We start from the raw sequence: 18924 nt of genomic DNA on the forward strand, positions 1-18924 counted from the left end.
CCGGGCGTTGGCGAGGTTGTCAGCAGATGGCCGATGTCGATCGCTCCGTATTGTGCGTCGACCTTGCAGTACACCTTGCCCATCAGCGCCACGGGCTGCCGACCGCCCTCCTTCCTGCCGTCCAGCACGATGCCCGGCCTGAAGCCGCCGGCACCCGAGATCACCCCCACGACCCGCGAGTCGTACGCGCGCCCGCTCGGCAGGACGGTGCCCGCCTCGCCCAGCACCATGACGGTTCCCGGCTCGACTGGCGCTCCCTCCGTCACCGTGAAGTCCTCGGCTACGTCCGCGTTGATCAGCCGGATGTCGCCCCTGACCTCGACGTCGCCGGCGAAGGTGCCCGAGCCGCCCACCTGCACCGGTCCGTCGACCCTCATCTGTCCGCTCACCCGCACGTCGCCTACGAAGACACCGGCCGCCGCGCCCCCCTGGGCGTGCAGGGCCACCCCGGCCGTGCTTTCGGCTCTGACCCCTACGTTGTCCCGGCTGACCCCGTAGACGCCGATCTGGTTGTGGGCATCGGCGATGCCCACCACTTTCGCATTCTCCGGCAGCGCCAGGCGATCGGGTGTGGTCTGCGCTTCGTTGATGGGACCGGCCGGGTCGGTGTCGTCGTGGTAAGCACTTGTGTGTGACGAGCCCGGGCGGAAGGGTCCCAATGGATTGCCCATATTTGTCTCCTTGTGTTCGACTCACGATGCAGGGCGGTGCCCGTCAGACCCACAACTGGTACGCCCGAGAAGTTGGTGTGCTCCGTCACTTTCCTGTCCTGCACCCCATACTGGACCTCTAGGCTCTTTGCCGGCAGGGAGAAAGTCAAGCGAGGTGAAGCGAAGAATAGGGTGCAGGTAATCCCACCGACCTGGCCCTGCGGGTCACGGCCCAGCTTCACGACTCCGAGAGTTCCGAGGACCAACCAGCCTAGATAGGCTACTATCGTCAGTCGCAGAAGCGCACGCTGCCCCACCTGGACCGCTTCGGCATTCCGTCCCAAATACCCGGGGTGCGAGAGGACGCGACCCGTGGACCGTGGAGGGCATCCTCGGAGGCTTGACGGTCACCTTCTAGTATCGCCCCGACTCGCCTCAGCTCGGGAGGTTCATCCGCCGCAAGAGATCTTGGAACCGAGGATCACCGTGGAGTGGCCTGAGGACCGCCCCTACGCCGATGTACGGCATGTTGGGATCCCGCGCTTCGTACGACTTCTCTAGCCACGCGATCGCCCGGTCGTGGTCCCCGGCTTTCACATACAGCTGCACCAGCCGGTATGGCGCAATGTTGGTGGCGCGGGATTTCGATGCCAGGGTCTCGGCGGCGCGCCGCATCGCTCCCGGAAAGCCGGCTTCTGTATGGCCCCGGTCGAGCGCTGCCACCATTGCGCTATCACCTCTGGTGGCCCACCAGGATCGTTCGGCCGTCAGCGCCTCGGTGTACATCCGCTTGAGGTAATAGGCGTTCGAGAGACCCCCCAGCACCATAGGATTCCCGGGCGCCGTCCGCAGCGCAGCGTTGAGCTTTGCGATGGCCTCGTCATAGCGACCCAGATTGATAAGATCCTGAGCGTACAGGGCCTGGAGCAACTCGCTCAGCGGGTCCAGCTCCAGAGCCCGCTCGATCTGGGTCATCGCTTCCGCGGGCCGCTTCATGATGACGAGATAGTGCGAATAGGACGCCCGTGCCTCCGCGAAATTTTGATCGAGGTCTATAGCCCGCTGGAACTCCCGCTCGGCGCCGGGCCAGTCCCAATCGGACCAGGTCTTGATGGCCGCCAGCCGGTAGTGGGCCTCCGCCAGCGTGCTATCCAGGTCCAGCGCCTGCTCCGCGGCAGCCTTTGCCAGCGGCACGGCGACCCGCGGCGGCACGAACTGCATTTGCTGACGGGCAATCCATACCATGGCGATGCCCGCGTGAGCTAAGGCGTACTGCGGGTCCTTCTGGAGCGCGACCTGGAAGTACTTCTCCGCGGCGTCGATGTTCGGCGCCGACAGCTGCTGCATCTTCTCGCGGCCTTGGAGGTAGGCCTCGTACGCCTCGGGGTTGACGGTGCGGGCACCGGCAAGGCGCGCCGCCTCGGCGGGAAGCAGCTTCAGCGCCAGAGACTTGGCGATGTCCCGTGTCACGGCGGTCTGCAGGGACAGGACGTCGATCACCTTGCTTTCGTAGCTGTCCGCCCAGAGCTGGGTCTGGTCGCTCGTCCGGATCAGCTGGGTCGTGATCCGCACCCGGTCCGCCTCCCGCCGGGCACTTCCCTCGAGGATATACTGCGCACCCAGCTCGCGGCCGATCTGGTCGACGGGCTTGCTGCTGTTCTTGTACCGCATGGCCGAGGCACGGGCGATCACCCCCAGGTGTTGTGGATTGAGGCGGCCGAGCTGCGTTATCATCTCCTCGGTCAGCCCGTTGCTGAAGTAGTCCTGGCCGGGGTCGCCCGTAAGATTGTCGAACGGCAGGACCGCCAGCTTCACCCGCTCGGCCGGGGCCGGCGCAGGGGGGGCCGGCGCGGCTGCCGCTGGATGCTCCCGCACACGAGCCCGGGCAAGCGCGGCGGCCACCCCGATCGCGATCAGCAGGCCGGCCGCCACGAGCCAGCGCAAGCGGGGCCGCGGTCGGGCCGCGCCTCGGGGCGTGGTCCGTCGAGTGAGGACGGTATCGTCCGTCCGCGCCTGCGCCAGGGCCTCTTTCAACTGCGTCGCCGTGGCGAACCGGTCCGCCGGCACCTTGGCCAGCGCGCGGGTCACGACCCGCTCGACCGCCGGTGGGATCGTCTCCCGCACGACTCGGAGGCTGGGGATCGGATCAACTGCCTTTCGGGCGAGGATCGCCTGAGCCGTGGCCCCGGTGTACGGCGGCTGGCCGGCCAGCATCTCGTACAGCACGCAGCCCAGGCTGTAGATATCGGTGCGGGCATCGAGATCCTTGTCCCCGCTCGCCTGCTCGGTGCTCATGTAGGCGGGAGTGCCGACGGCGAGTCCGGTCTCCGTCAGCCTGTTGCTCCCGGCCTCCCCCACGGCGCGCGCGATCCCGAAGTCGCTCACGAGCGCCCGGTCACCTTGCAGCAGGATGTTCTCCGGCTTGATGTCGCGGTGGATCACCCCCCGAGCGTGCGCGAAGGCCAGCGCGTCGGCGACATCGCCGGTGATTCGGACGGCATCCTCGAGCGACAGTTGTTTCTCGCGGGCGAGCCGCTGGCGCAGGGAGTCGCCCTCGACGTAGGGCATGACATAGTAAAGGAGTCCGTCGGCCTCGCCGGAGTCGTACAGCGCCAGGATGTTCGAGTGGCTCAACTGGCCGGCGATCTGGATCTCGCGGAGGAAGCGCTCCGGGCCCAGACTGGCCGCCAGCTCTCGGTGCAGCACCTTGACTGCGATCAATCGGCTGTGGCGGAGATCTCTGGCGAGGTAGACCGTGGCCATCCCTCCACGGCCGAGCTCGCGCTCGAGCGTGTAGCGATGGCGGAGGGCGTCGGCCAATGCGAGGGCCGTCATGTCGGTCACGGCCAGGCCTTCAGGGGGGGTCCCTAAAAAATCTGCCCTCGCCGGCGGAAATTGGCCAGGATCGCTCGATTGCTTCGGTAACGCGGTGGTCGCTGAAGGTCTAGGGTCGCTTCACTACACCGACAAGGATCCATTCGCATGGTATCGACCCGGAAGCACTCGCCAGAACGACAACTCCTTTGGCTTACCGGTCAGAGGCAGCTGATGGGCCACCTGATCAGGTGGCCCATAACTTATTGTGAAGCTTGAGAGGCGCCGCCCAGATTCGAACTGGGGGTGGAGGTTTTGCAGACCTCTGCCTTACCACTTGGCTACGGCGCCGTGGGACAGCAAACCTAATGCGAGACAATGGCTTCCGCAACGTGCGGATGCGCTTGTGCGCCATGCTGTTAGGGCCCCAGGAAAGGGGATCGGCACGCTCTGTCCGATGATCCCGCGCTGCGGGTCGGCGCGGACCCTGGCCGCGTGAAGCGATCGTGCTGCGGACGCCGATAGTCTGCTCTTTCTACAACACGCTGTTCACGCTGGCGGCACTGGCATCCGCGGCGGTGACCTCGTTCGAACTCGAGCGCCGCGACCAGAGCTCCGCCAAGAAGCCTGACACCGGCTGATCGCCCACCTGCAAGACCTGGCAGTGTCGCCACCGCTCGGCGACTGGCACGAGAGTCGCATTTTCTCCCCACCGCAGACGGCTCTCCCCGCTCGACCGGTACGCCTCGCGCTGCCGGCATGCAGGGGTGACGCCGAAGGCACAACTCTCCCGCTCCAGACTGCATCAGGACATCCGGGCCGGCACTCGTGAATGGTGTCGGGGGCGCGAGCACGGCCGGGCACTTTCTCGACAGGGGTACCGATGACGCGCAGGAAGCTGGCTCGCACCCTTGGCGTCGCCGCCTCGTTGTGGCTCGCCGGCTGCAGCGACGACACCACGGCCCCGCACCTCCAGATGGCGGCCGCCACCGCGGAGACCGCGGCACTGGCGGCGGAAGTCCGGCAGCTCGCCGTCACCAGTGGCGTCATCGCGCTGCAGCGGCCTGCACCAGTGCGTCGTGAGCTCTCCCTGCTGGGCCAGGCGCTCGCGTTCGACAAGATCCTGAGCGGCAACCGCGACATCTCCTGCATGACCTGCCACCTCGCCAAGACCGCGACGATGGACGGCCGGAGCATCGCGATTGGCCAGGGAGGGAGCGGGCTCGGACTGGCCCGGGTGCATCCACTGGGCAAGTTCATCCATCGGAACGCTCCGCCGCTCTTCAACCTGCACGCCACGACGCCGCTCACCTGGGACGGCCGGGTGTTCACCAACTCGAGCGGCGTAGTCCGCACGCCGGCCGGGGCACTCCTGCCGTCGCAACGGGCGGTGCTCGAGTTCGGACCGCTGTCGGCGCTGCCCATGTTCCCCGTGCTCTCCCGGCCCGAGATGCGTGCCGACGCCGGCAACGAGCTGGCCGCCATTCCCGACACCCTGCCGCAGAAGGTCTGGCGGTTCCTCATGCGCCGCCTCGGCGCGATTCCCCAGTACCGCACGATGTTCGAGAGCGCGTATCCGGGACAGCAGTTCGACAATATGAGCTTCGCCCATGCGGGGAACGCGATGGGCGGCTGGATCACGGCCGTGTTCGCCTTCAACAACTCCCCTTGGGATCGCTTCCTGGCCGGGAACGACGACGCGCTGACCGACGCACAGCTCCGCGGCGCCAAGGCGTTCCTGGGCACCGCCAGGTGCGCCCAGTGTCACAATGGACCCGCCTTCACCGACGGGAAGTTCCACAACGTGCTGGTGCCCCAGATCGGTCCCGGCTTCGGCGATGGCCCGAGTGGCCGGGACGACTTCGGCCGCATGCGGCAGACGGGAAATACGGCGAACCGGTACGCCTTCCGGACCGCCCCGCTGCGCAACGTGGAGCTGACCGCGCCCTACGGCCACGACGGGGCCATCGTGTCGCTGCGCGCCTGGGTGGACCACTACAGCCAGGCGGGCACCAAGCTCCAGGCGTATGACCCCAGCCAGCTCGAGCCTCTGCTGCAGAACACGCTGCTGCCCACGGCGGCGGACATCCTGCTGACCCGAGACGCGAAGCTCAAAGACCTGGTCCTCTCCTCGGCGACCGTGGACGACATCACCGAGTTCCTCAAAGCGCTCACCGACCCCGCCGCGCGCGACCTGCGCCAGTTCGTGCCTCTCTCGGTTCCCAGCGGTCTGCCGATCGACAATCTGCCTTAGCGCCGCAACCGGCGACGCTTCGCGTCCTTTTTCCTGAGGCCCACTCGAGCCCCGGAGTCAGCACCTATGCCCGTGCCGTTGATTATGGCGACCGGTCCAATCGCGGCGATCAGCACCCTGGTGGGCTCAGTCCGGCGCCTGGAGAGGGAGCAGTGGCTGTCCCCGGCTGAGCTCGCGTCGATCCGGCGGACTCGCCTGCGGCAGGTGCTCCTCCGAGCCGCCGAGACGCCGTACTACGCCGGGGTACTCCGCCAGGCCGGCATCACCGACCCGCGGACCGTCGAGCTGCGCGATCTCCAGCGCCTGCCGCTGCTCGACCGCCAGGTGATCGCCCGGCACGGCCACGAAGCGTTCCTGACCGTCGAGCGGGAGGGACTGGTCGGCGTTTCGACCTCGGGGTCGACCGGCACTCCCGGCCGCTTTCTCCGCTCCAAGCTGGAGGAGGCCGACTACTCGGCGCGCTGGTGGAGAGTCTATCAGGCGTACGGCTGCGGCCTGCGGGACGCGCAGATCTGCGTGGCGATTCTGGATAAGCCGGACCGCGCGGGGCCGATCTCGTACCTGCGCCGGATCGGCATCCTGCCGCGGACTCAGCGGGTCGCGTCGGATGCTCCGCCGGAACAGGTCCTGGCCCGCTTTCAGGCCTTGAATCCGCCCGTCCTCAATGGGTACGCGGGCGCCATCGAGGCGCTGGCGGAGCACATCCTGGCCACCGGGGCCAAGGTCCGGCCGCCGCGCGCCGTCTTCTGTACGGCCATGGAGGTGACCGACCGCTGTCTCGAGCTGGTGGAGGAGGCGTTTCATGCGCCGGCGGTGGATGTCTACGTCACCAACGAATTCGGAGTGGTCGCCTGGTCGTGCCCGGAGCGGCGGGACGCACTGCACCTGAACGACGACAGCTTCATCATCGAGGTGCTGGCGGAGGACGGCACTCCCGCGGCCGCGGGCGAGGTTGGCGAGCTGGTGGTCACCAGCCTGGGCCTCACCGCCATGCCGCTGATCCGCTATAGGATGGGAGACATGGCCGCGCGGCTTCCGGGGACCTGCGCCTGCGGCCGCGGGCTCGGCATGGTGACACGGGTGCAGGGAAGGACCGCGCACGCCATCCGCCGGGCGGACGGCGCGCCTATCACCACGCCGTTCGTCACCAGCCTCTTCGGCCGGGTAGACGCGCACGACTGGGTCCGGCGGTTTCAGGTGCGGGAGGAGCCCGGCCGCCAGCTCCGCTTCCTGCTCGACGTGCGGAGCGCGCCCTCGGACGCTCAGCACCACCGGCTGAGAAAGTCGGTCGAGACCGCCCTGGGCCTGGAGTTCCGGGTCGAGTTCGAGCTGGTGGACCGGATTCCCAACGCCCCCAGCGGCAAGCTGCAGTACGTGGTGCCGCTGGCGAGCTAGCTGCCGCCCGACCCATTCCCCCACACCTCCTGAGCCCGTAAGTTCGGGACGCTCCAGGTCCAGTGGGAGCGTCCCGAGGCCGGCCCTGGCTCGCCTCTAGCGCTCCCCGAAATCCGGCATGCTACACCAGTTGAGGAACGCTACCAGCTCCTCGGCCTCCTTCGGTGTGGGCATCATGATCTCCGTGCCGCCCCGCGTCACCAGCGGGACAAAGCGGAGCCCGTTCCGCCCCGGCTTCCGAAGCGGCCGCTGGCCGATGTGCCAGGGCCCATCCTGCAGGTGCTCCGGACGCGCGCCCGAGGCGAGGGCTTCCCGCACCAGGCTGCGCAGCAACGTCCAGTCGCGCCGCTGACGGGTCTTGGGATGCCGCTGGTGGGCCAGCAGGAACACCAGCTCCACCTTGGCGCGGCTGCACAGCATGTCGGCTGAGGCCTGATTCGTCATGGCGCGTCCGTGAGTCGAGTCGATCGGCGAGTTGAAGAGAGCGCTACCCTGGGCCAGCGTCAACCCGAGCCGAGTGCCCTGCATCGCAGCATCATCCCTCGGAGCGGAGAATGAGCGTGCCGAGCACGATCCGGGAGGCCCGGCTCAAGCCGGAGTATGCGTCGCTCTATCCGGGGGTAAAACCGGGGATCTGGATGGCGGCCTCGCTCATCGGCCAGCAGCTGCTGCTCTGGCACCTGACCGCGCCCGCCATGCCGCCGGGAGAGCGGCTGATGGAGGAGGAGCACTTCGAGTTTCGCGGCGGCCAGAATCGCACCGGGTCCTGGATCGATACCCGGACTCGACTGGCCGACAGTTAGAGTCAGCCGGCCCGGCGCGCCCGGAGCGGCACCGGGGCCATGGCCGGCTCTTCGGTGACGGTCTGGAGATAGGCGTTCTGGTCGTGCAACATCGCCCCCGGCGGGAGATGCTGGTACATCGGTCCCAGCTCCCGGCGAATGCGCGCCCGATAGAACTCCGGCAGGGTGTCGGTCTCGCCCTCGAGGTAGTTCCGCACCGACGCGTCGGTATCCAACAGCTTCCGGATCGTGGTGTGATAGCGAATCCGGCCAAAACCCTCCGACGACACCGCGCGCACGAAGTTCATCCACTTGGGAATCATGGTCGGCGTGGCCGGCACTCGCCGGGCGATGGCGCGCCAGGAGAAGGAGTACCGGGTGACGTCGATCAGCCCGTCGTAGAACTCGGTCCAGCTGTAGTTCTTGGGCCGGACGTTCATCGCGTGGTTGTTGTTCAGGAAGTGGAAGGGGAACGGCAGCACCCGCCGGGCGCGCTGGTAGTCCAGGTTCATCGGCGCCGCGCGGCCGAAGGCGGACAGCAGCGAATAGGCCGGGAACGCGCCGGGCGCCAAGTCGATGAACTTCTTGGTGAGCTCGAACGGCTCCGGCCCGACGTCCCCGTCCAGGCCGAGTACGAAGTTGGTCTGAATGTACGGGACATACCGCAGGATCATGTTCACATGGTCCGCGACCTGCTCGACCTTCTCCATCCCGGTCCGCCGGGTCTTCGATTTGTTCCCCAGGTCATACCACGATTCGATGCCCGGCAGGATGGCCTGGAAGCCGTTCTGCCGCAGTCGCTTGAGGTGCGGCTCGGAGAGCAGCGACAGGCTGCTCTCGGCAATGTGGCGCATGGCGCCGCGGGGCACCGCCGACTCGACCGCCTCCATGTAGTCGTCGAACCGGACCCCGAAGTTGGGGTCATGCCAGCCGACGATCGGATGCTTCATCTTGGTCAGGAGGAACGACAGATCATCCCGGAGCTGCTGGAAGCCGAGCGGCTGATAGTCGACCGTGGAGTCGATGCAGAAGCTGCAGGTGTAGGGGCAGCCCAGGCTGCCGATCATCGGCACGATCTTGATGGTGGGCGCCTTGGCCAGCGTGGCCTCGACGAAGCGCCAGCGTTGCTCGAGGGTCGGCAGCTCGACCGGCTGGGTGGCGGCCGCGAGGTGCACGCCGAACGGCCGATGCGGCGTGCAGTCCCGCAACATCTCGGCGACGACGCTCTGATCGGTGAATCCCAGGACGTAATCGAAATACTTGCGGGCGTCTTCCGGATAGCAGCGGGCGTGAGGCCCTCCGATCACCGTGACGGCGCCCCGTTGGCGGAAGAGGTTGCTGAGCGCGTAGGCCAGCTGGGCCGATTGGGTGAACGCCCCGATGAACAGGACATCGAGGTCGGCCGGCAGCTCGTCGAGCAGATTTTCCATTCCGGTATAGCAGACCAGGTGCACATCATGGCCCGCCTGCTCGCACCAGACCCCGATGACCTGGGGCATGATGCTGGCCAGATTGGGATTCATGAGGCGGCCGTACAGGGAGGGATTGGGGCTCTTTGTGACCAGGTCTAAAATGCCTATACGCAGCCGACGCATGCACGGACCTCCTACGGGGGGAAAGCACTGCGGGCGCCCGAAGGGACGTCCTGTTGCAGGTGCGGGGCGACCAGAAACCGGAGCCGTAGCTGGGAGGACGCTCGGAGTCGGGTAGGCCGTCCGTGGGGGACGACGGCGCGAAGGCGAGGTCGCCGGCTAGCGGCGGAAGGAGCTGGAACAGCGCGTCGTGCCCAATCACCAGACCAGTACAGCGCTGATTGGGCGCTGGAATCATGCCCCCGTGGGCTCCGGAAGGCAACCCGGACCTAGGGGACCGTTACCCGAACGGCTCCCGGAAGGCTCCGGCACCGCAGCGGGGTGGACAGCAGCATCACCTCGCCGTCGATCGCCACCTGAAGCTTGCGCCGCCGAGTCTCGACGGTGACGTCTTCCACCCGCAGCAGATCGAGCTCGCTCACCCGGTCGGCCCCCCGCCAGAATAACTGCCACGCCAGGCCCAGCAATCCCCGGCGTCCGCTGGCGTTCATCAGGTACACCGCCAGTCGGCCAGTGGTCAACGACTCGCGGGACGACGCTCGCAGCCCGGTCATGCGGTATTCGTTGTTGCCGATGAACACGAACGGGGTGCGGCGGACCACCGCCTGGCCCGGTGTCTCGATTCGGACGCCGAGAAAGGGGCGGCGCCGCACTACGGCGAGGGTGGCCCAGAGCGCGGCCACCCACTTGGTCAGGCCGCTCCCGCCGTAGCGTTTCCTGAGCTCGACGATCCGGGGGTACACTCCGATGCTGCAGTTGTTGAGGAAGACATGCCCGTTCACCTCGCCCAGGTCGACCGATTGGACGCGGCCATCGAGGATGACCGCCACCGCGGCCGCGAGCTCCAGCGGGATCTTCAGGTCTTTGGCGAAATGATTGAGCGTGCCGAGCGGGAGCACGCCGAGGGTGACGTCCCGGCCTACCAGGGCGCCGGCGAGAGCGTTCACGGTGCCGTCGCCGCCGCCCGCGACGAGCGTCCGACAGCCCGCCCGCAGGGCGGCGTCCGCCGCCTCGCGCAGCGACGTCCCGCCCGGGGCCAGCGTGACGGTGCACTCGGCACCCCGCTCGGCGAAGAGCCGGGTGACCTCCGCTGCGGCGGACTCGCCGGTGCCAGACCCCGACGCCGGGTTGAGGATGACGGCGATGCTCACCACCCGAATCAGCGCTGGTGGCGAGGCGCTGGCAACTGTAGTATGCGCGAGGAGCCAACAGGAGAGACCGGATGCCCCACTCGATTCACGCCAGACGGGGGATCACCGTCCTGACGCTGGTGCTGCTCATCATCGCCGTCGCCGTCGCGGCGGTCTTCCTCACCCGGGCGCTCCGCACCTGAGGTGCAGCCGCGCGGGGGAGCGCCGCGCTGTCATTCCGAGACGCGGCACGCCGCGCTGTCATCCCGACCGCCGCTGAGGTTCCGGGGCGGCCGGCCGGCCTTGTTCCTCCCCGGCAATCGGCAGCACCGCTACCGAACGATCGCCACGCTATCCACGAAGTAATTGGTCTGCCCGAAGCAGGTCGTCGGTATCCCCCGGTGCTCGGTGTAATGCAGGGCAACCCGGTTGCCGATGGCCGATTTGAGATGGTTCACGACCACGGGGTCGCGCACGCTGAATTCCCAGATCGTCGGGGTGACGCCGGGCACGATCGACATCGCCAGCTCGCCCTCGTACGTCTTACAGAACCACCCCTTGCGGGAAAACTTCTGCAGGACCCCGGCGCGCTGCCCGTCGGAGTAGCTCCAGGCGAACGCCAGGCCGAGGTAGAGGCTGAACAGGACGAAGAGAACCACGAGTGCACCCAGGGCGATGAGCCAGGCCCTGCGCGGCGAGGCGAAGATCGGAGTCATGGCGTTGGTGGGTGAGGGTGCTCAAGTATACCGTCACCGCGTCAGGGAAGCGAAGACGAACCCTTTGCCGACCGTCACCACCCAGCCCGCGCCCTCCACGTCATTCGCGAACCGTCGCGCCAGGTCGAACCTGAGGGCATCGGTGTCGTTGGAGCGGCTCGCCCCCAGGCGCAGTCCCAGACCCGCGTCCCATCCGGTGCGGCGCCGATCGCCCGCATACCAGGCCCCACCGTGGTCCACGAATCCCGCGACCCCCAGGCCGACCATTCCCAGGAAGTCGTCCACCACCGTGACTCGGTACTCCGCCGTCGCGAAGATCGAACGATCCCCGGTGAAGGCATGGCTGCGGAACGCCCGGGGGCCGACGCCGAGGCCTAGATCGAACTCCGCGCCAGGGAGGGCCCCCTTCTGCCAGCCGGCGTCCACGTGCAGAATCCCGACCTGGTGCGCCCCCGGCTGCAGCACGGCGGTGGCGGCGAGCTGGACCGTTCCGGAGTCGAGCCCCGCCGAGCTGTAGACGCCTCCACCCAGCGCCTCCAGATAGCCGAACCCTCCGGGCACCCGGGCACCCAGCCGCGCGGTGACCTGTGGACCGATCCCATCGCGATCGTATCCGAACAGCTTGGGCGCGGCGAGCGCGCCGACTCGGAGGGTGACGCCGACATCGACGTCCTCTTCCCGGGCGAACCCCGCGACGCCTCGGGTGACCAGAAAGCTGGCGCGGTTCCAGGTGAGGTACGGACCGAGGGCGCCGGTCACCGTCTTGGGAAAAGGCGCGGTGGACGCCTCCGGAAGAAAGTCATCCCGCCGGACCTGGCCCTGCACGCCGAAGCGGAGGAACCCGCGGGAGGAGGCGCGAAGGGCCCAGGCCGCGGAGGTCCGCGCCAGCGTGTAGCGCCGCTGAAGGGTGTCGTCCGCGACATTGGACCCCTCGAAGAACCGGAGCACCCGCTCGTCGTGGTCCTCCAGCTCGACCCGGAAGCCGCTGGTCGAGGCGAGCGAGAAGAACGGCTGCTCCACCAGCAGGGCCTCCAGCCGACCATCGCTGCGGTCCTCGTACTGGAGCCCGAGCCCCACTTTGCCCGCGAAAAGACGCGGGCGCCGAAACCCGAGCGTGACGGTGGAGCGATCGGGCGTCTTGCGGTAGCGGACCGCGGCGGTGGAGGCGGTGCCCAGGAGATTGTCTTCCACCAGCCCGATGGTGAAGGCCACCTCGCCGCCGGCGCTCCGGAAGCGCCAGTCCGCTTTGGTGCTCCAGCCGTCTTTGGTCAGCACCCGGATGACCAGGCCGGAGTCGGTGCGCACCGAATCGATCCGCACCTGCCGAAAGACCGCGAGCGCGCGGAGATTGCGCTCCGACTCCGCCACCCGCGCCGAGTCGTACGCCTCTCCGGGGCGGAAGAGCAGCTCCCGCCGGATCGTCGCGGCCCGGGTCTCCACGTGCAGGGCGTTGCCGACCCGCGCGACCAACCCGCGCTCCTCGGGATCGAAGATGTCCCGGCGGTCGAGCGTGACCCCGACGATCCGGTGTGGGTCCGGCGTCGCCCCCGAATCGACGGGAGCTTGGGCGGAGAGCCAGGTCGGAAGGCTGAGGACGAACAGGGGCAGGAGGTACCGGAACTGCAATCGTGCTCCTGGGGCGGGTGTCTCAAAGATACATGGCGAGATCGGCGACGCTGGACACGATCCGGTCTGGCGTGATCGAGCTCTGTCGGAGCACCTCCTCACGGAACTTTCCGGTGCGCACCAGCCAGCCCTGCAGCCCGGCGCGCTGTGCCCCGTCGACGTCCGACCAGAGGTCGTCTCCCACCATGGCGATCCGGCCCGCCTCCCCCGCGCCGAGGCTCCGAACCGCGGCGGCAAAGAAGGCGGAGCTGGGCTTGCCCGCCACGGTGGCACTGGTGCCGGTGGCGTACTCCAGGGCGGCGACGAAAGGCCCGGCGTCGAGCGCCAGCCGCTCGCCCCGGAGCCAGTAGCGGTCGCGGGAGAGCGCCACCAGGGCTGCGCCGGCCATGATCCGCTCGAACGCCTCCTGGAGGAGCTGGTAGCTCCACCGCTCGCCCAGATCGCCCAGCACCACGGCGTCTACCGGGCCCGCCCCGCTCAGCCCCGATGTCCCACCCACCAGCTCGAGACCGACGATGTCCTTCAGGGCCGGGGCGGGCAGGAACGGCGCCACCCGCCCGTGGCCGGTGGCGCGCAGCAGCTCGACCCCCGCCAGCGTGGCGGTGAAGATCTCTTCAGGACGCACGGTGAAGCCATATTCGCCGAGCCGCTCGACCAGCATCGCGCGCGAGCGGCTGGTGGTGTTGGTGACCAGCCGGAACGGCGTGCCCGCCTGGCGCAGCCGGCCGAGCATCTCCACGGCACCGGGGATCGCCGCGCCAGCTGCGTAGAGCGTGCCGTCGAGGTCGAGCAGCCAGGCCGTGGGACGGTCCGCCGCCGGCGCCGCTGCCGCGCGCGACCCACTTTGGTTATCCTGCATTCAGGATCTGACGACCATGCCAACCATTCCTTTTGTGCTCCATGCCGCCCTCCTGGCGCACCTCGCGTCGCCCTACCCCTTCGCCGTGGGCGAGCGCCTGCAGTACGAGGCGAGGCTCGGGATGGTGCCGATCGGGACGGCCAGCATGTCGGTCAACCGGCTGGCCCGCGAGCGCGGCACCGAGGCGTTCGTGTTCGCGGCCAACGGCGAGGGCCATCCGCTGGGATTCCGGGTGGGTGCCGATCTGACCTCCTGGGTCGGGACCGGGCGATTCAACTCCCTCCGGTTTCACCGCCGGTGGTTCCAGGGGAGCAGCGTGGACGAGGCGCAGTATCAGATCATCCCCGACTCCAGCCGCTACCGGGAGGACGGCGTCCCCCAGGACTGGCAGGCGCCGAGCAATCCGCTGGACGAGCTCGCTTTCCTTTATTATCTCCGCACCGTGCCACTGAAGCCGGGCGCGACCTATCAGATCTCCCGGTACTTCAAGACGGGATACAACCCCATCGGGGTCCGGGTGGTCGGCCGGGACACGGCCACCCTGCCGAGCGGTGCCGCCGTGCCGGTGCTGGTACTCCAGATCACCTCGCGCAACCTCATGGTCGGCGTCCAATTGACCGATGACTCGCGGCGGCTTCCGGTGGAGATGGACCTTCCCCTGCCGTTCGGACGGGTGACCCTGGACCTGGTCGGCGGCGTCTAGTCCCCTCAGTATCGCCCCAGATAGTTGTCGATCTCCCACCGGCTGACCTGCAGATTGTACTGCAGCACCTCGTCGCGCTTGGCCTCCAGGAACCGCTCGGTCAGGTGCTCGCCCAGCGCCGCCTTCACCACATTGTCCTTCTCGAACATCTCCAGCGCCTCGTGCAGGTCCCGCGGCAGCTCGTCGATCCGATACTTGCGGCGGTCCCGATAGCTCATGGTGAAGATGTTCCGGTTGACCGGCTCGCGCGCCTTCAGCTTCTGCTCCACCCCATCCAGCCCGGCGGCCAGCTGGACCGTGAGCGCCAGATACGGGTTGCAGGACGGATCCGGCATCCGGAGCTCGCAGCGCGTGCCCAGCCCCCGGCGCTCGGGGATGCGCACCAGCGGTGAACGGTTCCGCATCGACCAGGCGACGTTCACCGGCGCCTCGTAGCCGGGCACCAGTCGCTTGTAGCTGTTGATCAGCGGGTTGGTGATCGCGCAGAAGCCCCGGGCGTGCTGTAGCAGGCCTTCGATGTAGCTCAGGGCCGTACGGGAGAGCTGGTACTCCGCCTTGGGATCGAAGAACGCGTTCTCCTTGCCCCGGAAGAGCGACTGGTGGGTATGCATGCCGTTGCCGTTCAGTCCCTGAATCGGCTTGGGCATGAACGACGCCAGGAAACCGTACCGGTTGGCCACGTTGCGCACGATGAACTTGAACGTGGTCAGGTTGTCTGCGGTGACCAGGGCGTCGGCGTAGCGCAGGTCGATCTCGTGCTGGCCGGTGGCCACCTCGTGATGCGCGGCCTCCACCTCGAACCCCATGGCTTCCACCTGCTCCACGATCACCCGGCGGATCTCCTCGCCCTTGTCCATCGGACCCAGATCGAAGTAGGCCGCGTCGTCGTGCGTCGTCGTCGTGGGCGACCCGTCGGCCGACTTCTCGAAGAGGAAGAACTCCGCCTCGCATCCCGCCATCATCGCAAAGCCGAGCTTCCGAGCCCGGGCGAGCTGGAGCTTGAGGGTGGTGCGGGGGCAGCCGGCGAACGGCTGCTCGTCCGGGGTGTAGATGTCGCAAAGCACCCGGGCCACCCGCCCGCCCTCGTCCTCGTACGGCAGAATGCGGAAGGTGGCGAGGTCCGGTTTGAGCAGCATGTCCGACTCTTCGATCCGCACGAAGCCTTCGATCGAGCTGCCGTCGAACATGATCTCCCCGTCCAGCGCCTTCCCGAACTGGGTGCGGGGCACCTCCACGTTCTTGTTGATCCCCAGGATGTCGGTGAACTGCAATCGAATGAAGTCGACCCCGAATTTGCGGGTGAGCTCGAGCAGGTCCTCCTTGCTCGCCCCGCCCAGCTCGGTGGGGAACCCTTCGAGGCTCGGACGCTCGGTCGAGCCGGCCGCCCGCTGCTTGGCCTGCGGCATGGATCGATACCCCGGTGGGAAGTGACACGGGACGAGCAGCTTTCGCGCCGCCCGCGGTGGACCGGAGGGAAAGAAAATTCCCCCGGGGGATTAGGGTAAGGGTCGGTCGGCAGCTCGCCGGTTTACCCGATGCTGGGGACCGGTTACGCTTCCACCCCACATGACCACGACGCCTCTCGCCTGCCCCGCCTGCGGGGCGCCCGCCACCGGTAACTTCTGCAGCCGCTGCGGCGCAGGGCTGGCTTCACGTGACTGCGCCCGCTGCCAGGCCCACCTGTCGCCTGGCGCGCGCTTCTGCCACCGCTGTGGTCAGGCGGTCCCCGGTGCGGCGCCCGCCGATGTCACGGCGAACCGCGAGCGGGTTGCCTGGCGCGTCGCCGGAGTCGTCTCCGTGGTGCTGGTCGGCGCTATCCTGCTCAAGGTATCCCGCGGAGCTCCCGCACCGGTGGCGCCGGACATGCCCAACGCGGGCGCGGCCGCGAGTCAGCCCGGTCCCGCCGGGAGCGCTGGCGGGGCCGGCGCGGCACCGGACATCAGTCAGATGTCACCCCGCGAGCGCTTCGACCGGCTGTTCAACCGGATCATGTCGGCAGCCGAGCAGGGCGACAGCGCCCAGGTGGAGCGGTTCACCCCGATGGCGCTCGGCGCCTATGCCCAGCTCGACTCGGCCGACATCGATGCCCGCTACCACGCGGCGGTGCTCCGGATCCAGACCGGTGACCTGGCCGGCGCCCTCGCTCTGGCCGACACCATCCAGGCCGAGCAGCCGGCGCACCTGTTCGCGGACCTGATCCGCGGCAGCGTGGCCGAGGCGCGGGGCGACGCCGCGGCCCGGGCCCGGGCCTCGCGGGATTTCCTGGCGCACTACGATGCCGAGATGAAAGCCAATCGAGTGGAATACCTCGAGCACGGGCCGGCGCTCGACGAGTTCAAACGCCAGGCGGAGAGCCGGTAAACTTCATGCCCAGAACCATCCGCGTTGCCCACAGCCCCGACTCCGACGACGCGTTCATGTTTTATGCGCTCGCGGAGGGCAAGATCGACACCGGCGAGCTCCGCTATGTGCACGAGCTGGCGGACATCGAATCGCTCAATCAGCGCGCCCGGCGGGCGGAGCTGGAAGTTACCGCGGTCTCGATCCACGCCTACGCCTACATCTGGCGGACCTATGCGCTGCTCGGCTCCGGCTCGTCGATGGGCGACGGGTACGGCCCCCGGCTCGTCTCCCGCCGTGCGGCGCCCGCCGATCCGCGAGCCGGCCTCCGCGGGCTCCGGGTGGCGGTGCCCGGCCGGCTCACCACTGCCTTTCTCTCGCTCAAGCTCTACCAGCCGGACGTGGTCGAGCTGGTGGTGCCGTTCGACGCCATAGAAGCCGCCGTGCTCGAAGGACAGGCGGACGTGGGCCTGCTGATTCACGAGGGTCAGCTTACCTACGCGGATAGCGGCCTGCATCTCTGGGCCGACCTCGGCGCGTGGTGGCTGGAGGACACCGGCCTGCCGCTCCCCTTGGGCGGGAACGCGGTCCGGCGCGACCTGGGGGCCGCCGTGATCGAGCAGATCGCCCGCGACCTCCGGGCGAGCATCGTGTACGCGCTGGAGCACCGGGCGCCGGCACTGACCCACGCCCGCCAGTTCAACCGGGGCATCGGCGACGAGCGCACCGACACCTTCGTGGGGATGTACGTGAACCAGTGGACCGTGGACTACGGTCCGCGCGGCCGCGAGGCTGTCCAGACGCTGCTGCGGCGCGGGTTCGAGGCGGGAATCATCCCCGAGCGGGTCACGCCGGAGTTCGTGGGGTAATTGACCCGCCCTGCGGCCCGTCCTACCTTCCGGACACCCTGAGAACTGTTCGTCCTCGCCTCACCCGAGGCAAGCGGCCGCGACGTTGACCGCCCTGGAGCGGCCCGGTGGAGGAGGCTGCGTGTCCCTCCCGGATGGCCCGGTCACCCTGCTCGTCGTCGACGACGAGGAGGGGATCCGCAACGCGCTCCGCAAGTTTCTCGTGCAACAGGGCTATGAGGTCGCGATTGCCGCGACGGGCGAGGAGGCCCTGGACCTCCTCAAGCGGCAGAAGATCAGCGGCATGCTGCTCGACGTGAACCTGCCGGGCATCAACGGCGTGGACCTGGTGCCCAAGGTCATGGAGCTGGAGCCCAGCATCGCGCTCCTCATGCTCACCGCCGTGAACGACGCCACCAGCGCGGCCCTCTGCATGCAGCGCGGCGCGCTGGACTACCTGATCAAGCCGATCGACCTCCCACACCTGGGCCGCGCCATCACCCAGGCACTGCAACGACGCCATACCCTCGTCGAAGGCCAGCAGATCAACCGCTGGCTGAAAGAGGAAGTCGCGGTGCGGGCGGCCGAGCGACGGGTGGAGCAGGCCAATCTGGAGCGGATCTCGGTGGCCACGCTGGAGGCGCTGGTGAACGCGCTCGAGGCCAAGGACCCCTATCTGCGGGGGCATTCCGCCCGGGTCGCCGATCTCTCCGCGATGGTGGCCGCCGAGCTCGGGCGGCAGGACGAGGAGGTGGAGGCGGTGCGCACCGCCGGCCGGCTGCACGACATCGGCAAGATCGGCATCCGGGAGGAGATCCTCAACAAACAGGGACCGCTCACCGATGAGGAGTACGAGCACGTGAAGCAGCACGTGCTGGTGGGCTCGCAGATCCTGGCGCCGCTGGTGCACCTGCGCGAGGTCATCAGCTTCGTCCGGAGCCACCACGAGCGATGGGATGGGTCCGGCTATCCTGATCGACTGGCGGCGGAGGCCATTCCCCTCGGCGCGCGTATCATCGGCGCGGTCGAGATCTACGACGCCCTCAGCACCTCCCGCCCCTATCAGGAAAAGATGCCGCCGGATCTCGCCGTCGAGCGGATGCGTGACCTGGTCGGCAGCGCGGTCGATCCCGAGGTCCACCGCGCCCTCGAAACGGTGATCGGGCACCGCCAGGCGCTGGTGTTCCTGGACGACATCCAAGGCTGACGTGGGAG

The 18924-nt window shown here is 68.2% G+C and carries 17 protein-coding genes and 1 tRNA gene; 8 read left to right on the forward strand and 10 right to left on the reverse strand.

Annotated elements, in window-relative coordinates:
* The 3 genes from VHR41_10960 to VHR41_10970 all read right to left on the reverse strand — a co-directional run.
* A partial coding sequence (locus VHR41_10960) for a hypothetical protein (protein ID HEX3234707.1) occupies nt 1-671 on the reverse strand: 671 nt, incomplete at its 3' end.
* A 414-nt stretch (nt 672-1085) separates the two neighbouring features.
* Nucleotides 1086-3485: a protein kinase gene (locus tag VHR41_10965; GenBank protein ID HEX3234708.1), complete on the reverse strand. Its 2400-nt coding sequence runs from the start codon at nt 3483-3485 to the stop codon at nt 1086-1088.
* Between the two features lie 259 nt (nt 3486-3744).
* Nucleotides 3745-3815 (reverse strand) — tRNA-Cys (locus VHR41_10970).
* A 155-nt stretch (nt 3816-3970) separates the two neighbouring features.
* Between VHR41_10970 and VHR41_10975 the strand changes: the two genes are divergently transcribed.
* The 3 genes from VHR41_10975 to VHR41_10985 all read left to right on the forward strand — a co-directional run bounded on the left by VHR41_10975 (nt 3971) and on the right by VHR41_10985 (nt 7113).
* The gene (locus VHR41_10975; GenBank protein HEX3234709.1) at nt 3971-4105 is read left to right on the forward strand and encodes a hypothetical protein; all 135 of its coding nucleotides are present in this window, start codon (nt 3971-3973) and stop codon (nt 4103-4105) included.
* Nucleotides 4106-4347: 242 nt separating this feature from the next.
* Entirely contained in the window at nt 4348-5718 is a 1371-nt protein-coding gene (locus VHR41_10980; protein ID HEX3234710.1) for a cytochrome c peroxidase, read from the forward strand.
* Between the two features lie 66 nt (nt 5719-5784).
* Nucleotides 5785-7113 (forward strand): hypothetical protein, encoded by a 1329-nt coding sequence (locus tag VHR41_10985; GenBank protein ID HEX3234711.1) that lies wholly within the window; start codon nt 5785-5787, stop codon nt 7111-7113.
* A gap of 96 nt (nt 7114-7209) precedes the next feature.
* On the opposite strand, the gene VHR41_10990 is transcribed toward VHR41_10985, so the two are convergent.
* Nucleotides 7210-7641: a hypothetical protein gene (locus VHR41_10990; protein ID HEX3234712.1), complete on the reverse strand. Its 432-nt coding sequence runs from the start codon at nt 7639-7641 to the stop codon at nt 7210-7212.
* Between the two features lie 26 nt (nt 7642-7667).
* On the opposite strand from VHR41_10990, the gene VHR41_10995 reads away from it, so the two are divergent.
* On the forward strand, nt 7668-7916 hold the full coding sequence (locus VHR41_10995) for a hypothetical protein (protein ID HEX3234713.1): 249 nt from the start codon (nt 7668-7670) through the stop codon (nt 7914-7916).
* Nucleotides 7917-7918: 2 nt separating this feature from the next.
* Here VHR41_10995 and VHR41_11000 read toward each other — a convergent pair whose 3' ends face one another.
* The 5 genes from VHR41_11000 to VHR41_11020 all read right to left on the reverse strand — a co-directional run bounded on the left by VHR41_11000 (nt 7919) and on the right by VHR41_11020 (nt 13818).
* The gene (locus VHR41_11000) at nt 7919-9418 is read right to left on the reverse strand and encodes a hypothetical protein (GenBank protein ID HEX3234714.1); all 1500 of its coding nucleotides are present in this window, start codon (nt 9416-9418) and stop codon (nt 7919-7921) included.
* A 338-nt stretch (nt 9419-9756) separates the two neighbouring features.
* Nucleotides 9757-10638, reverse strand: coding sequence for a diacylglycerol kinase family protein (locus tag VHR41_11005; protein HEX3234715.1), 882 nt, complete (start codon nt 10636-10638; stop codon nt 9757-9759).
* A gap of 311 nt (nt 10639-10949) precedes the next feature.
* The gene (locus VHR41_11010; GenBank protein HEX3234716.1) at nt 10950-11333 is read right to left on the reverse strand and encodes a hypothetical protein; all 384 of its coding nucleotides are present in this window, start codon (nt 11331-11333) and stop codon (nt 10950-10952) included.
* A 33-nt stretch (nt 11334-11366) separates the two neighbouring features.
* Entirely contained in the window at nt 11367-12959 is a 1593-nt protein-coding gene (locus VHR41_11015) for a hypothetical protein (GenBank protein ID HEX3234717.1), read from the reverse strand.
* Nucleotides 12960-12981: 22 nt separating this feature from the next.
* On the reverse strand, nt 12982-13818 hold the full coding sequence (locus tag VHR41_11020; GenBank protein ID HEX3234718.1) for a TIGR01458 family HAD-type hydrolase: 837 nt from the start codon (nt 13816-13818) through the stop codon (nt 12982-12984).
* A 16-nt stretch (nt 13819-13834) separates the two neighbouring features.
* Between VHR41_11020 and VHR41_11025 the strand changes: the two genes are divergently transcribed.
* Nucleotides 13835-14521 carry a DUF3108 domain-containing protein gene (locus VHR41_11025; GenBank protein HEX3234719.1) on the forward strand — a complete coding sequence of 229 codons (687 nt, stop codon included), beginning with the start codon at nt 13835-13837 and terminating at the stop codon, nt 14519-14521.
* A 5-nt stretch (nt 14522-14526) separates the two neighbouring features.
* Here VHR41_11025 and glnA read toward each other — a convergent pair whose 3' ends face one another.
* Nucleotides 14527-15927 (reverse strand): type I glutamate--ammonia ligase, encoded by a 1401-nt coding sequence (gene glnA, locus VHR41_11030; GenBank protein ID HEX3234720.1) that lies wholly within the window; start codon nt 15925-15927, stop codon nt 14527-14529.
* A 160-nt stretch (nt 15928-16087) separates the two neighbouring features.
* Here glnA and VHR41_11035 point away from each other — a divergent pair, with 160 nt between their 5' ends.
* From VHR41_11035 to VHR41_11045, 3 genes are all read left to right on the forward strand, one after another.
* Nucleotides 16088-16882, forward strand: coding sequence for a zinc ribbon domain-containing protein (locus tag VHR41_11035; protein ID HEX3234721.1), 795 nt, complete (start codon nt 16088-16090; stop codon nt 16880-16882).
* Nucleotides 16883-16887: 5 nt separating this feature from the next.
* Nucleotides 16888-17730 (forward strand): MqnA/MqnD/SBP family protein, encoded by an 843-nt coding sequence (locus VHR41_11040; protein ID HEX3234722.1) that lies wholly within the window; start codon nt 16888-16890, stop codon nt 17728-17730.
* Between the two features lie 121 nt (nt 17731-17851).
* Entirely contained in the window at nt 17852-18916 is a 1065-nt protein-coding gene (locus VHR41_11045; protein ID HEX3234723.1) for an HD domain-containing phosphohydrolase, read from the forward strand.
* Nucleotides 18917-18924 lie beyond the last annotated feature (8 nt).

This window comes from Gemmatimonadales bacterium (assembly GCA_036265815.1).
In the GTDB taxonomy this organism is placed as follows: Bacteria; Gemmatimonadota; Gemmatimonadetes; order Gemmatimonadales; family GWC2-71-9; genus CAVVWJ01.